Annotated in this window: 14 protein-coding genes; 5 read left to right on the forward strand and 9 right to left on the reverse strand. The window is 53.4% G+C overall.

What is annotated here, in order from left to right; genetic code table 11:
* The first annotated feature begins 47 nt into the window (after positions 1–47).
* A complete protein-coding gene (gene pepT / locus UTM25_RS10235; RefSeq protein ID WP_194401107.1) occupies positions 48–1271 on the forward strand; it encodes a peptidase T in 1224 nt (407 codons plus the stop codon).
* 43 nt (positions 1272–1314) lie between these two features.
* Here pepT and UTM25_RS10240 read toward each other — a convergent pair whose 3' ends face one another.
* From UTM25_RS10240 to rluE, 8 genes are all read right to left on the reverse strand, one after another.
* Positions 1315–2436: a cupin domain-containing protein gene (locus UTM25_RS10240; protein WP_194401106.1), complete on the reverse strand. Its 1122-nt coding sequence runs from the start codon at positions 2434–2436 to the stop codon at positions 1315–1317.
* Between the two features lie 92 nt (positions 2437–2528).
* Positions 2529–3992, reverse strand: coding sequence for a two-component system sensor histidine kinase PhoQ (phoQ, locus tag UTM25_RS10245; protein WP_194401105.1), 1464 nt, complete (start codon positions 3990–3992; stop codon positions 2529–2531).
* Positions 3993–4664, reverse strand: a complete 672-nt coding sequence (gene phoP, locus UTM25_RS10250; RefSeq protein ID WP_028019015.1) for a two-component system response regulator PhoP — start codon at positions 4662–4664, stop codon at positions 3993–3995.
* A gap of 123 nt (positions 4665–4787) precedes the next feature.
* The gene (gene purB / locus UTM25_RS10255) at positions 4788–6158 is read right to left on the reverse strand and encodes an adenylosuccinate lyase (RefSeq protein WP_194401104.1); all 1371 of its coding nucleotides are present in this window, start codon (positions 6156–6158) and stop codon (positions 4788–4790) included.
* A 19-nt stretch (positions 6159–6177) separates the two neighbouring features.
* A complete protein-coding gene (hflD, locus tag UTM25_RS10260) occupies positions 6178–6807 on the reverse strand; it encodes a high frequency lysogenization protein HflD (protein WP_023311236.1) in 630 nt (209 codons plus the stop codon).
* 26 nt (positions 6808–6833) lie between these two features.
* A complete protein-coding gene (gene mnmA, locus UTM25_RS10265; RefSeq protein WP_032657963.1) occupies positions 6834–7946 on the reverse strand; it encodes a tRNA 2-thiouridine(34) synthase MnmA in 1113 nt (370 codons plus the stop codon).
* Between the two features lie 40 nt (positions 7947–7986).
* Positions 7987–8460, reverse strand: coding sequence for an NUDIX hydrolase (locus tag UTM25_RS10270; RefSeq protein WP_063440337.1), 474 nt, complete (start codon positions 8458–8460; stop codon positions 7987–7989).
* Positions 8461–8469: 9 nt separating this feature from the next.
* A complete protein-coding gene (gene rluE / locus UTM25_RS10275) occupies positions 8470–9123 on the reverse strand; it encodes a 23S rRNA pseudouridine(2457) synthase RluE (protein ID WP_023311239.1) in 654 nt (217 codons plus the stop codon).
* 117 nt (positions 9124–9240) lie between these two features.
* Here rluE and icd point away from each other — a divergent pair, with 117 nt between their 5' ends.
* From icd to UTM25_RS10290, 3 genes are all read left to right on the forward strand, one after another.
* Entirely contained in the window at positions 9241–10491 is a 1251-nt protein-coding gene (gene icd, locus UTM25_RS10280) for an NADP-dependent isocitrate dehydrogenase (RefSeq protein ID WP_194401103.1), read from the forward strand.
* Positions 10492–10568: 77 nt separating this feature from the next.
* Positions 10569–10916: a DUF1304 domain-containing protein gene (locus UTM25_RS10285; protein WP_194401102.1), complete on the forward strand. Its 348-nt coding sequence runs from the start codon at positions 10569–10571 to the stop codon at positions 10914–10916.
* A 74-nt stretch (positions 10917–10990) separates the two neighbouring features.
* Positions 10991–11236 (forward strand): DUF2543 family protein, encoded by a 246-nt coding sequence (locus UTM25_RS10290; RefSeq protein WP_194401101.1) that lies wholly within the window; start codon positions 10991–10993, stop codon positions 11234–11236.
* Between the two features lie 290 nt (positions 11237–11526).
* On the opposite strand, the gene UTM25_RS10295 is transcribed toward UTM25_RS10290, so the two are convergent.
* The gene (locus UTM25_RS10295; protein ID WP_194401100.1) at positions 11527–13026 is read right to left on the reverse strand and encodes a cyclic diguanylate phosphodiesterase; all 1500 of its coding nucleotides are present in this window, start codon (positions 13024–13026) and stop codon (positions 11527–11529) included.
* A gap of 235 nt (positions 13027–13261) precedes the next feature.
* Between UTM25_RS10295 and UTM25_RS10300 the strand changes: the two genes are divergently transcribed.
* A complete protein-coding gene (locus tag UTM25_RS10300) occupies positions 13262–14782 on the forward strand; it encodes an EAL domain-containing protein (protein WP_194401099.1) in 1521 nt (506 codons plus the stop codon).
* Positions 14783–14878 lie beyond the last annotated feature (96 nt).

The following is a 14878-nucleotide window of genomic DNA, read 5'->3' on the forward strand; positions in this document are numbered from 1 at the left end:
TTTTGATGCTTATTGATAATGTTGTCACAAAAAGTGAGGGTGACTGCATGGATAAATTACTTGAGCGTTTTTTACAGTACGTTTCGCTGGATACCCAATCTAAGCCGGGTGTTCGCCAGGTGCCCAGCACCGAAGGCCAGTGGAAGTTATTAAACCTGCTTAGAGAGCAGCTTGACGCCATGGGGCTGGTCAACGTCACGTTAAGCGAAAAAGGCACTGTGATGGCAACGCTGCCGGCGAATGTCCAGGGTGATATTCCGGCGATTGGCTTTATCTCCCATGTCGACACCTCTCCGGATTTTAGCGGTAAACATGTGAACCCGCAGATTGTGGAAAACTACCGCGGCGGCGACATTGCGTTGGGCATTGGTGACGAAGTGCTCTCGCCGGTGATGTTCCCGGTACTGCATCAGCTGCTGGGCCAGACGCTGATCACCACCGACGGTAAAACGCTGCTGGGGGCGGATGACAAGGCGGGTATCGCGGAAATTATGACCGCGCTGGCGGTGCTGAAGGGCAAAAATATCCCGCACGGGGATATCCGCGTGGCCTTTACGCCGGACGAAGAGGTCGGCAAGGGCGCGAAGCACTTCGACGTGGAGGCCTTTAAAGCGCAGTGGGCCTATACCGTAGACGGCGGCGGCGTCGGTGAACTGGAGTATGAAAACTTCAATGCCGCGTCTGTCACCATCAAAATTGTCGGCAACAACGTTCATCCCGGCTCGGCGAAAGGCGTCATGGTGAACGCGCTGTCGCTGGCGTCACGAATCCATGCGGAAGTCCCGGCGGAAGAGAGCCCTGAACAGACCGAAGGGTATGAAGGTTTCTATCACCTGACCAGCATCAAAGGCACCGTGGACAGCGCGCAGATGCACTACATCATCCGCGATTTCGACCGCAAAGCCTTTGAGGCGCGCAAGCGTAAGATGATGGAGATCGCCAAGAAGGTCGGTAAAGGATTACACCCTGATTGCTATATTGAGCTGATCATTGAAGACAGCTATTACAACATGCGCGAGAAGGTGATGGCGCATCCGCATATTCTCGATATCGCCCAGCAGGCGATGCGCGACTGCGATATCGAACCGCAGCTGAAGCCGATTCGCGGCGGCACCGACGGTTCTCAGCTGTCGTTTATGGGGCTGCCGTGCCCGAACCTGTTTACCGGTGGCTACAACTACCATGGTAAGCATGAGTTTGTGACGCTGGAAGGGATGGAAAAAGCGGTGAAGGTGATAGTGCGGATAGCGGAGTTGACCGCGAAGCGGTAAGAAAAAGCCCGGTGGCGAAGCGCTTACCGGGCATTAGAGCGACTCAGTCCTCAAAGAACCAGCACCCGCTGTTGACCAGCGCGGCCAGCATCGCGAGGAAAGAAGGATCTTCCAGCGCATCGCCAAAGGTGTCGGCAGTGAGCACCAGATGGCTGGCAATGGCTTCCAGCGCCGGACGGTGCGGAGAGTCCAGCTTCTCGCCGTTGACGAATACCTCTTCACCAATGCGCAGCACGCGCAACCCGCCCAGGCGCGTCAGCTTATCGCCCTGCTGAAGCGCATCATAAATCTCGTCAGCCTGATAAGGCGGCTCCGGCGGCGCAACGTCCAGCTCATGACGAGACTGGCTGATAAACTCACCAAACCACTGTTTGAAATGTTCCGGCTCGTTGATCAAATCCAGCATCATGCCGCGCAGCTTATCGAGTTCTTCTGGCAGAATATCCGCCGGATGCTCGCGCGCAGGCACATCAGGATCGCTGTAACGATAGCTGCCCAGCTCGCGTTGCAGAACATAGTCGGCAAATCCGCTGATCATCTCGCGGCCGCTCGGCGCGCGGAACCCCACGGAGTAGTTGAGTGAGTTTTCCAGGGAGTAGCCTTCGTGAGGGAATCCCGGCGGGATGTAGAGAATATCACCCGGCTCCAGCTCTTCGTCGATAATCCCTTCAAACGGGTCAACCTGAAGCAGGTCAGGATGCGGGCAGTGCTGCTTCATCGGCACTTTTTCGCCCACGCGCCAGCGGCGGCGCCCCGTCCCCTGAATGATGAACACGTCGTACTGGTCAAGATGTGGACCTACGCCGCCGCCCGGCACGGAGAAGGAGATCATCAGATCGTCCATGCGCCAGTCGGGCAGGGCGCGGAACGGGCGCATTAATGCGGCAGTCGGCTCGTGCCAGTGGTTGACTGCCTGCACCAGCAGCGACCAGTTGTTTTCACCGAGGTGATCGTAGCTTTCGAAAGGACCGTGGCTAACCTGCCATTTCCCGTCCTGGTGGCTGACCAGACGGCTGTCGACTTCGTTTTCCATGGCCAGACCTGCCAGCTCGTCAGGCGAGATAGGGTCGACAAAATTGCTGAATCCGCGTTTCAGAACCACCGGGCGTTTTTGCCAGTAACGTTCAATAAACTCGGGCCAGTTAAGCGTTAAGTGATAATCCATAATTTTTTTATTCCGCAGGCTCTTACTGACTCGGATTATAACGGAAGCTCAACCTCCCGGCTGCGAGATCCTCGCATTTTTCACATAACGGGTTAACTATCGTTCAATGTGGGCTGCTGGCGACCAAAAATAACCTCCATTCTGGCGCCGCCCAGCAGGCTTTCACTGGTTTCTATTTTACCGTCGTACTGGTCGACAATCTCACGGGCGACAGCTAATCCTACGCCCTGGCCAGGACGTAGCGTATCGGCGCGCTGACCGCGATCGAACACCACGTCACGCTTATTGCGCGGGATGCCCGGACCATCATCCTCAACGATAATATGCAGTTCGGTTTCCGTCTGACGCGCTGACACTTCCACGAACTCCAGACAGTATTTGCAGGCGTTATCCAGCAGGTTACCCATCACCTCCATGAAATCATTTTTTTCACCCACAAAGCTTATCTCTGGCGAGATATCGAGGCTGATGTTCACCCCTTTACGCTGATACACCTTGTTGAGGGCGGACGTGAGGTTATCCAGAAGCGGGGCTACCGGGTGCAGCTCGCGGCTCAGAAGCGCGCTGCCGGAACGCATGCTGGCGCGGTGCAGGTAATAACCAATTTGCTGGGAAATACGGCTGATCTGCTCCAGCATCACCGGCTCGGCATCATCGACGCTCAGCTTCGAACTGCGCATTGAACGCAGGGTACTTTGCATGACGGCCAGCGGAGTTTTCAGGCTGTGGGTCAGGTCGGTAAGGGTGGTACGGTATTTATCGTAGCGTTCGCGTTCACTTTTCAGAAGGCGGTTGAGGTTACGCACCAGGCTGGTGAGCTCACGGGTGGTTTCCGGGTTCAGCTTCTCGCGATGATGTTCTTCCAGCTCACGAACCTCTTTCGCCAGTGACTCAATGGGGCGCAAGCTCCACCACGCCGCTATCCACAGCAGCGGGATCACCAGCAGGAGATTCGCAGCCAGAACGTAGATGAACCAGCTCCAGACCATATAAGAACGCTTCAGCTCGACCGGAATGGTGTCGATCACCACAATGGTCAGCTGCGGCATGTTCAGCGTCGCCGGATAGAGGTTAATCGCGACGGAGTGCGTCATCTCCGTTTCGGCGTTGTCGGCGCGGATCTCGTTCAGCTTTTGCTGCAGGGAGCGATCTTCACGGATCAGGGAGCTGGTGGTGTTGAGATCGGCTTCAATTTCATGAAACCCGTTTGTTTTGAGCCAGTCCGGACGAATGCTTTTAACCAACCAGGGGATATCACGCTGCGCCCACAGTAATTTCCCCTTTTCGTTATAAATCAGGGCCAGCGTTGGGCTCTGCTGGTTAAGGTTTTCCGGCATTTCGACGGTGATTCGGTTGTTTTCCCACTTCGCCAGGGTATAAAACAGATTGCTTTCGCCGCGCAACAGTCGAAAGGTGGTTTTATCAAAGCTGACGCTGTAGCCCACCAGGGCCACCATGCCGTAGGAGAGCGACAGCACCAGCACGACGGCGGCTGTTGCCAGTAAGAAACGAACCCGCAGCGAGAGGGGCAGTATGTGGCGTAAAATCCCTCTCATTTAGCGTAATTCGAACAGGTAGCCCTGGCCACGGACGGTGGTAATCACATCCTGCGGATACTGCGCCTGAATTTTCTTACGCAAGCGTCCCATCAGCACGTCAATGGTATGGCTCTCGCGCAGTTCAGCATCAGGGTAAAGCTGGAGCATTAAGGAATCTTTGCTCACCACTTTGCCATTGTTACGGATCAGCGTTTCCATGATGGTGTATTCGAAGGCGGTGAGCTTAATCACTTCATCATTGATCGCTAATTCCCGGCGGGAGAGATCGACCTGGAATGGCGGGATGGAAATAACCTGTGAAGCCAGCCCGCTGTTGCGGCGTAACAGTGCCTGCATACGCGCCGCCACCTCTTCAATATGAAACGGCTTGGTGACGTAATCGTCTGCACCCGCGCTGAGCACTTCGACCTTATCCTGCCAGCCTTCACGGGCGGTCAGAACCAGAACCGGCAGGGAGACATCGTGGCTGCGCCAGCGGCGAATTAACGACAGACCGTCTTCGTCAGGCAACCCTAAATCGACAATGGCGATATCCGGCAGGTGCTCATTGAGATAATAATCGGCTTCTTTTGCATCTTCAGCATCGTCCACCTGATGTCCCATCTCCTGAAGCTGAACCTTCAGGTGATGACGTAGCAATGCGTTATCCTCAACAACCAGTACGCGCATCATCTCTTCTCCCTAAATAATTGGTATGAATAGTTTAACGCTGATTATGTTGTTGTGGGGATAAACATTGAGTAAACCGGGGAAAAGCATCCCCCTTTTCGGGCGAAAAGGGGGTGAGGGGCGTTACTTCAGCTCGTCGACCATGGTGATGGCGCGGCCAATGTAGTTCGCCGGGGTCATCGCCTTCAGGCGCGTTTTCTCTTCTTCCGGCAGCGCCAGACCGTCGATAAACTGCTTCATGCCTTCGGCGTCAACGCGTTTGCCGCGGGTCAGCTCTTTCAGCTTCTCGTACGGTTTTTCGATACCGTAACGGCGCATCACGGTCTGGATTGGCTCCGCCAGCACTTCCCAGTTGTGGTCCAGCTCGTCCAGCAGACGGTCACGGTTCACTTCCAGTTTGCTTACGCCTTTCAGGGTGGACTGATACGCGATCAGCGCGTAGCCAATGCCCACGCCCAGGTTACGCAGTACGGTGGAGTCGGTCAGGTCGCGCTGCCAGCGGGATACCGGCAGTTTGCTTGCCATATGCTGCAGCACGGCGTTCGCCAGGCCCAGGTTGCCTTCGGAGTTTTCGAAGTCGATTGGGTTTACCTTGTGCGGCATGGTGGAAGAGCCGATTTCACCGGCGATAGTTTTCTGCTTGAAGTGGTTCAGGGCGATGTAGCCCCACACGTCACGATCGAAGTCGATCAGGATGGTGTTGAAGCGCGCGATGCAGTCAAACAGTTCGGCGATATAGTCGTGCGGCTCAATCTGCGTGGTGTACGGGTTCCACTGAATGCCCAGAGAGGTCACGAACTCTTCGCTGAACTGGTGCCAGTCCACTTCCGGATAAGCGGCGATGTGGGCGTTATAGTTACCGACCGCGCCGTTGATTTTGCCGAGGATCTCAACCTGCTCCAGCTGACGGTACTGGCGCTCCATACGGTACGCGACGTTCGCCATCTCTTTACCCATCGTGGATGGGGTGGCTGGCTGGCCGTGGGTACGGGAGAGCAGCGGAATGTCGCGGTATTCCACGGACAGTGCTTTTACCGCGTCGATGATTTTACGCCAGTAAGGCAGCACCACCTCTTTACGCGCGGTGGAGAGCATCAGCGCGTGAGACAGGTTATTGATGTCTTCAGAGGTACAGGCGAAGTGAATGAATTCAGACACGGCATGCAGCGCAGGGACGCTTTCCACTTTCTCTTTCAGGAAGTACTCAACCGCTTTCACGTCGTGGTTGGTGGTGCGTTCGATGATTTTAATACGCGCGGCGTCTTGTTCGCTAAACTCGGCAACGATTTTATCAAGGTAATCGTTTGCCTTTTCGTCAAAAGCAGGAACTTCCTTGATTGCTGCCTGGGCGGCCAGCTTTTGCAGCCAGCGTACTTCAACCTGAACACGGAACTTCAGCAAACCATATTCGCTGAAGATCCCGCGCAGCGCGCTGACTTTATCGCCGTAGCGTCCATCGACAGGGGATACGGCGGTCAGTGAGGATAATTCCATAATTCGCAACTCCGGGAGGTTAACAATGAGCAAGAATTTGTTTTGCCTGAGTGGTCAGGCGATTACGAGAAAACATTAACTGCAGGCGGCCACCGCCCACCTGGTGCCACAGCACGGCGGCGCGGATCCCTGCCAGCAGGGACGCGCGCACTTTTGCCTGTACCTGCGGACTTTGCAGCACGGCAGGGGATCCGGTGACCTGAATACGCGGGCCCAGCGGGCTGATGACGTCAACATAAATGCCGGCCATAGCGCTCAGCAGCGTTTCTGACTGCAGGTCAAAATGATCGAGCTGACGCTGCAGCCCGGCAATGCGATCGCCCAGCGTATTCATTGCGCCTTTTGCGGCGTTCAGCTTACGCTCCAGTACCATCAGGCTTAACGTGTAGCGGGTCAGCTCCGCGTTTAATCCCTGACGGCTGCTGGCGTTAAGCACGCCCAGCAGAGTTTCAAGACCGAGACGAAGATTGGTTTCACTGCCGCCGAACACGCCCAGGGTCGAGCCGGGGTTGAGATCGATAACGCTGTTCAGCGAAACGTGCAGGGCGTCAGCGTCGCAATGACCCTGATGCGCCAGCTGTTGCACCAGACGGGCTGACTGGCAAATTCCCGCCAGCGCCAGGGTGATGTCATAGTAGTTCTTCGCCACACGGTCTCCTTTATGTGTGAATCGTATTAAACAGCAGGCAGCGGCAGTCGCTGTTCAATGATCCCGCCGCCCAGACAGATTTCGCCGCTGTAGAAGACAGCAGACTGACCCGGGGTGACGGCGGCGACCGGCTCGTCGAAACGCACGTCAATGCGATCGTCATCGAGCGCGGTAATGGTGCATGGAATATCGGTCTGACGGTAGCGTGTTTTCACCGTGCAGCGCAGCGTGCCTTTCAGCGGCTCACGATCGACCCAGTGCAGCTGCTGTGCAATAAGGCCAACGGACATCAGACGCGGATGATCGTGTCCCTGGGCAACAACCAGAATATTGTTTTCGACGTCTTTGTCGACAACATACCATGGATCTTCGCTACCTTCTTTGGTCCCGCCAATACCCAGGCCTTTACGCTGGCCGAGCGTGTGGTACATCAGCCCCTGATGCTGGCCAATCTCTTCCCCGTCGACGGTGACAATTTTACCCGGCTGTGCAGGCAGGTAACGTCCCAGGAAATCGCGGAATTTGCGCTCGCCGATGAAGCAGATGCCGGTAGAGTCTTTTTTCTTCGCGGTGATCAGGTCCAGCTCTTCGGCGATTTTACGCACCTGCGGCTTTTCCAGCTCGCCGACCGGGAACAGGCTCTGGGCGATTTGCTCGTGGCTAAGCGTATAGAGGAAGTAGCTTTGATCTTTGTTGCCGTCCAGACCGCGCAGCAGCTGGCTTTTGCCATTCACGTCTGCACGGCGCACATAGTGACCGGTCGCGATGTAGTCAGCGCCCAGATCTTCCGCGGCGAATTCCAGGAAGGCCTTAAATTTGATCTCTTTGTTGCACAGGATATCCGGGTTAGGCGTACGGCCCGCTTTGTACTCTTCGAGGAAGAGTTCAAAAACGTTGTCCCAGTATTCTGCGGCAAAGTTAACGGTGTGCAGTTCAATGCCGAGCTTATCGCATACGGCCTGCGCGTCGGCGAGATCCGCTGCGGCGGTGCAGTATTCCTCGCCATCATCTTCCTCCCAGTTCTTCATGAACAGGCCCTCCACCTTATAGCCCTGTTGCTGTAACAGGTAGGCGGAAACGGAGGAATCGACACCGCCGGACATGCCGACGATCACTTTTTTCTGGCTGTTATCTGACATGGAATACTCACGACATTGAACTTCAAGGCGGCGTATTCTATCACGCCCCCCCACCATTGGCACCCTCTGTAAACGGCCAGTTAAATGCGCCGATGACATCCAGCGGCAGGCGTGCGCCTGACTGCCAGCAGCGAATGCTTTCCGCAACCAGCGGCGAGCGCAGGTTTGGCGCGTTCAGGATCTCGTCGGCAGTGACCCACAGACAGCGGTCGATATCGTCATCCTGCGGCTCTGTGGCGCACGTTTCGCTAAGCTCAACGGCGAATAAAAAGCGCAGGAAGGGCGTGTGGTCAGGTGCAATCCACTGATGCATACGGATGAAGTGCTGAGGCTCAGCGCGAATGCCGGTCTCTTCCCACAGCTCGCGTTTCGCTGCCTGCAGCAGGGTCTCATTGGCTTCAAGGTGTCCGGCAGGCTGGTTCCACAGCGCTTTGCCGTTAATGCTCTCTTCGACAACAAGGAATTTACCCCGGGCGTGTACCACGCAGGCAACCGTGACATGAGGTTTAAACATAGTGACTCCTTAAGGGGTAACGTCGCGCCATTCGCCGTTTGCCAGCGTTTCCAGGGTGTAGCTGCCCATGGCGTAGCGAATCAGACGCAGGGTAGGGAAGCCGACGTGTGCGGTCATGCGCCGAACCTGGCGGTTGCGGCCTTCATAAAGGGTTATTTTGAGCCAGCTTGTTGGAATGGATTTGCGTTCGCGAATCGGCGGGTTGCGCGGCCAAAGCCACTCCGGTTCATTCACGCGTTCAATACCCGCCGGCAGGGTTGGGCCGTCGTTCAACGTCACGCCGCTGCGTAGCGCTGCCAGCGTCGCGTCATCCGGCTCGCCTTCCACCTGGACGAAGTAAATTTTGCCGGTGCGTTTGCCCGGCTGCGTGAGCTTCGCCTGCAGCGCGCCGTCGTTGGTTAAGACCAGAAGGCCTTCGCTGTCGCGGTCCAGGCGCCCGGCCGCGTAGACCCCCTGAACAGGAATATAGTCCTTCAGCGTGCTACGTCCGGCTTCATCGGTAAACTGCGGCAAAACATCGTAGGGTTTATTGAACAAAATAACCCGCTTCGGCTGGGTTTCCTGCGGTCTTCTGGCGGCTTGTCGCGAGCTGAATCGCTCAACCCGGTGTTTTGTAAAAGAAGTTTTCTTCATGGTATTTTCAGGCGTTATCAATTGCCGCATTATAGCCTAATAACGAAGACCTTTCATGGCGCAGGACAATCAGGTACTATCGAAGGGCTCATTACAATTTATTAACATAAGATCAGTAACAACCAGAAGCGCTCGAAGGAGAGGTTAATGGAAAGCAAAGTAGTTGTTCCGGCGGAAGGTAAAAAGATCACCCTGCAAAACGGCAAGATTAACGTTCCTCACAATCCGATTATCCCGTTCATCGAAGGTGACGGTATCGGTGTAGACGTTACCCCGGCGATGCTGAAAGTGGTTGATGCCGCTGTTGAGAAAGCCTACAAAGGCGAGCGTAAAATTTCCTGGATGGAAATTTACACCGGTGAGAAATCTACTCAAGTTTATGGCCAGGACGTCTGGCTGCCAGCAGAAACCCTGGATCTGATCCGCGACTACCGCGTTGCTATTAAAGGCCCACTGACGACGCCAGTTGGCGGCGGTATCCGTTCCCTGAACGTGGCACTGCGTCAGGAGCTGGACCTTTACGTGTGTCTGCGTCCGGTTCGTTACTATCAGGGCACCCCAAGCCCGGTTAAGCACCCTGAACTGACCGATATGGTTATCTTCCGCGAAAACTCAGAAGACATCTACGCGGGTATCGAATGGAAAGCGGACTCTGCTGACGCAGAAAAAGTGATTAAATTCCTGCGCGAAGAGATGGGCGTGAAGAAAATTCGCTTCCCTGAGCATTGCGGTATCGGCATCAAGCCATGCTCTGAAGACGGTACTAAACGTCTGGTGCGTGCGGCCATCGAATACGCGATCACCAACGACCGTGACTCTGTGACCCTGGTTCACAAAGGCAACATCATGAAGTTTACCGAAGGCGCGTTCAAAGACTGGGGTTACCAGTTGGCGAAAGAAGAGTTCGGTGGTGAGCTGATCGACGGCGGCCCATGGCAGAAGATTAAGAACCCGAACACCGGCAAAGAGATCATCGTTAAAGATGTGATCGCCGATGCGTTCCTGCAACAGATCCTGCTGCGTCCTGCAGAATACGACGTAATTGCCTGTATGAACCTGAACGGTGACTACATCTCTGACGCCCTGGCAGCACAGGTTGGCGGTATCGGTATCGCCCCTGGCGCGAACATCGGTGACGAGTGCGCCTTGTTCGAAGCGACCCACGGCACTGCACCTAAATACGCAGGTCAGGACAAAGTGAACCCAGGCTCTATCATCCTGTCCGCAGAGATGATGCTGCGTCATATGGAATGGTTCGAAGCCGCAGACCTGATCGTTAAAGGTATGGAAGGCGCGATCAACGCGAAAACCGTAACCTATGACTTCGAACGTCTGATGGAAGGCGCTAAGCTGCTGAAATGCTCAGAGTTTGGCGACGCGATTATCGCGAACATGTAATCCAGATTCTGGATTAAACAAGAGCGGGGGCCTGAGGGTTCCCGTTTTTTTTGCCTCTGCCTGCGGGAGACAACACGATGTTAGCCACCGTCCTTATCGCTGTCGTTGCATTCATTCATCTCTACATTCTTGTGCTGGAAATGTTCCTGTGGAATACCAAAACAGGGCACAAGGCCTTTAATCTGCGTCCTGATTTTGCGCGCGACACCCGCGTGCTGGCCGCGAATCAGGGGCTGTATAACGGTTTTCTGGCGGCCGGTCTGCTCTGGAGCCTCTGGCTCGGGGAAAAGGGTATTCAGGTGGCCATCTTCTTCCTGACCTGCGTGCTGATCGCCGGGCTCTTTGGCGCAGCCACCGCCAGCCGAAAAATTTTGTATGTACAGGCCGCGCCCGCTCTTGCAGCGCTGCTTGCGTTACTCATCTGAAGCAATGCTTTGGTTGAGATAGGGCGTCCGATATACTGATGGCTTTACCCGTAAAGATTAGCGACGAGACAGTTATGAACAACGATATCCCACTGAAATTTTATGACATTGCCGATGAGTACGCGACGGAAGCCGCTGAGCAGGTCGCTGAGTCAGAGCGCGACGCGCTGGCACATTATTTCCAGCTGCTGCTCACCCGTTTATCGAATAATGAGGAGATTAGCGAGGAAGCCCAGCAGGAGATAGCCGCTGAGGCCGGGATCCGTGCGGGTCGCATCGATGATATTGCGAACTTCCTCAATCAGTGGGGAAATGAATAGTCTGCTTCAAAAGCCGTTATGCTGATGCTTTGCGATACAGCTCAGCATCACGCTATCGGACCACATGCATTTATTCCGCAGAATATGCGACGCGGGGGCGTCGATAAACAGCGCGAAAATAACGGTCAGACAAAAGAGTACCACTGGGAATAGTAAGGATAATTTCACGTTTTTAACCAAAATATGAGTGTGCTTCAGGGTAATCTACCGTCTGAATGTGACGACTATATGTTTTTGCGTAAAAAATAGAAATGCCCGACTGGAGAAAAACGGACGCGCAAGGCTTCGGATTACGGTGCGACCCCGGTGAGTCGCTTCGCCAGCTCGCTTCGGGTGAGTGCTTTTGAAAAATACCATCCCTGAATCAACGCATCAGGATATCGGCTTGCAATAAACCGATATTGAATTTCATTTTCCACGCCCTCGAAAACAAGCGTTTTATTCAATCTTTCAAGGGCATCGCTGAAGATTACAAAGATGTTTTGCTTATAATGCTCGCTGATGCCGTCCACCAGCGACTTATCGATTTTGATTTCATCATATTCAAGCAGCGACAGGCGGGCGAGATTCGAGTTTTGCACGCCAAAATCATCTATTGATATTTTAACGCCGAGCGATTTCAGCTCCTGACAGAATCCCTCGAGGATATCTGCCGTGGAAACGGCTTTTTCGGAGAGTTCGACCTTCATCAGGGAAAGGGGAAGGTGGTTGGCAAAACACGCACGGCGCAAAATGGTAATGAACTGTCCATCTTCAATTTCCTTGTGCCCAACGTTTATTGAGACTATCAGCTGGTGTTTTATCACCAGTGGGGCAATTTCGGAAAGGGATTTTTCGATAATATTACTGTAATATTTTTTATACAGACCGATCTTCTTAATTAATGGGATAAACAGCTCCGGAGAGACGTCCCCGTGCTTTTGATCGCGCCATCTCGACAGAACTTCGATGCCCACGATTTTTTGATCGTGAATGCGAATAATGGGCTGATAGTTAACGCTGATGGTATTCGTGATGACGGCTTTTATCAGCGTACGTTCCAGAGAAAAACGGTCTTCATAGATACGGAAGATAAATAACGTTATCGCAATCCAGATAAAACAGAGTATGACCGCGAGAAGCGCAAAGATAAACGGAGGTAACGAGGCCAGCCCGGCGTCGTGATGCTTCACGATGACGCACAGGTCCCAGAAGGCGCTGCACTGTGTCAGAGTCAGGGTAAACAACGTCGAATGCAGCCAGCTCTGCTGATTTAGCTCCGTGGCGGCCGAAAAAAAGACTCTTCCGAAGTCTTTGGTGGTAGCACTGAGCGAATAGCTTGCGGTGACCGGGGTGAATTTATCGTAAGCATAGCGGGAGGTGAAGATAATAATATTATTATAAATTGCCGCATTGCCCGTGAAAAAGTCTTTTCTCGAAAACTGGGCCAGGAGAAAGCCCCTCGGCGTTTTATGCAGTTCTGCAGGAACTGCAACGGGCGTCGCGAGTTTTCCCCAAAAAGCGGTACAGACAATTTTTCCCTTATCAATAAAGCCGATATCGGCAAAATAAAGATTATTAAGCTTAATTTGTCTGTAGCGATCGAGGCTGGTTTTATCACATCCCTGCGTCGTGATGCTTTTGAGACCCAGCGCCACGCTTTGGGATACGTCTTCTGAATAATGTAAAAGGGTACGGGATATTTCACGCTGTTTGCTCTTCTGCTGACCAATGATTACAGCATTGACCGCATAAAGAGACAGGAAAACCAGAAGCGTCGAAACGATAGCAACGGCAATGAGCTTTTTCATTTTCCAGTTATCCAGTCCGCTCCCTGATTTCACAAATCTTAACACAGCCAGGGCAAGGAACAAGCCTGATAGTCACGTCATGTGAGTAAATGCCGGCAGGTGAACTCATACGAAAGCATCAGTTTTTTAAGACAATTCTCAGCTAAGCTAATTTCATTGTTATAAGCAATACCGGGTTAGCACAGGCTCTTCTTTCAGAACATCCATGCTTGTTTTTTCTATTAAGGAAAACATCGTGCGCAACGTGATGATCCCTATTCTAAGTGCTCTGTTTCTTTTTCTGAGCGGCATTTTGATTATTAACTGGCAGCTATGGCAGATGGCGAAGCTGAGTAATAGTCATACCGCCACGGCCAGCACCCAAAAAATAGAAAACATTCTGGCTGAAGCAGTCAGTGCGGCCAGCACGGCGAAGCGCGTTGCGGCCGAAGGGTGTACCAGTAGCGGACAGCTGGCGCTGGGGACAGAGGCAGCGCTAAAACCGCATCTGCGCGCCATCATGATCGAGCAGCAGGGTAAAATCATCTGTACTTCCCTTCCCGGGAATGGCGTGTTGATTATTCATCCTGAGACGTTACCTGCCGAAAAATTGATGCTGTTACCGGGCAGTCGACTGGTGAACGGCATTCCGGTGCTTGTCTTTCAGATGTCCATCGCGGGAGGGCGCGTCATCGTCAGCATCAGTGACGCGCATTTGCAGGACGTCATTGCAAGCGCATCGAATAGCATGGATCTGGGGCTGGTTGTTGGCGAAAGCATGCTTGTTCGCAACGGTGCCGTGAGGGGCTGGAAAGCGGCCTCCTGGGCGGGAGCGCTTACGGCATCAACGCAATTTCCCTTCAGCCTCGCCTGGCAACCTCCTGCCTTTTTCAGCCTGACGCGGCTTTTGCAACAGGGATGGAGCCTGATACTGCTTATTCTTGCGCTATCGGTGGCGGTGGGTATTTTGATCCGCCGATACAAGGGGAAAAGCACCTCATTTGAAGACGACTTACGTAAGGCTATTTTGCAGGGGGAGATCGTGCCGTATTACCAGCCGATCGTGAACGGCGATACCGGCGGGTTATATGGCGTTGAGGTCCTGGCAAGATGGAAGCATCCAAAGTCAGGCTTTATCCCGCCAGATGTCTTTATTCCGATTGCCGAACGTAGCGGTTTGATTATTCCACTGACTAAAGGGTTGATGGCGAAAGTGGTGACGCAGCTTAAGCCGCTTTTGCCTAAGCTACCGGACGGGTTTCATATCGGAGTAAACATCAGCGCCAGACACATTAATGCGCCTTCCTTTATCGGTGACTGTCGCGTCTTCGGGAACGGGTTTCAGGGTAAAGAGGTCAAACTGGTTCTCGAGGTGACCGAGCGTGAACCGCTGATCGATAATCCTCACCTGGTGGAAAACCTTAACATGCTGCATAACGCCGGTTTTGTTATTGCCCTGGATGATTTTGGTACGGGTTATTCCGGGCTGTCATGCCTTAATGCACTTGCCATTGATTATATTAAAATTGATAAAAGCTTTGTGAACCGGGTTTCAGATGAAAAGGATTCAACGATCCTGCTGGACTGCGTCATTGAGCTGGCGAAAAAACTCTCATTGCGCATTGTAGCTGAAGGCGTAGAAACAAAAGCGCAGCTGGAGTATCTCAACCGTAATGAGATAACCCTGTTACAGGGATATTATTTTGGTAAACCCGTCTCCTATATCGATTTTATTAAAGTCATTTTATCTAAACCCAGGGAGACCGTCAGTTTGTAAAACGAAATAAAGACGAGCTTCTGTTGTATGCTTAAGTGCAATTCATTTTCCTCTTATCCCGAGCTTTGTTACAGTGACAAGAGTTGTCAGCCAGGG

Source organism: Enterobacter sp. 61D5, assembly GCF_034107965.1.
Lineage (GTDB): Bacteria > Pseudomonadota > Gammaproteobacteria > Enterobacterales > Enterobacteriaceae > Enterobacter > Enterobacter cloacae_M.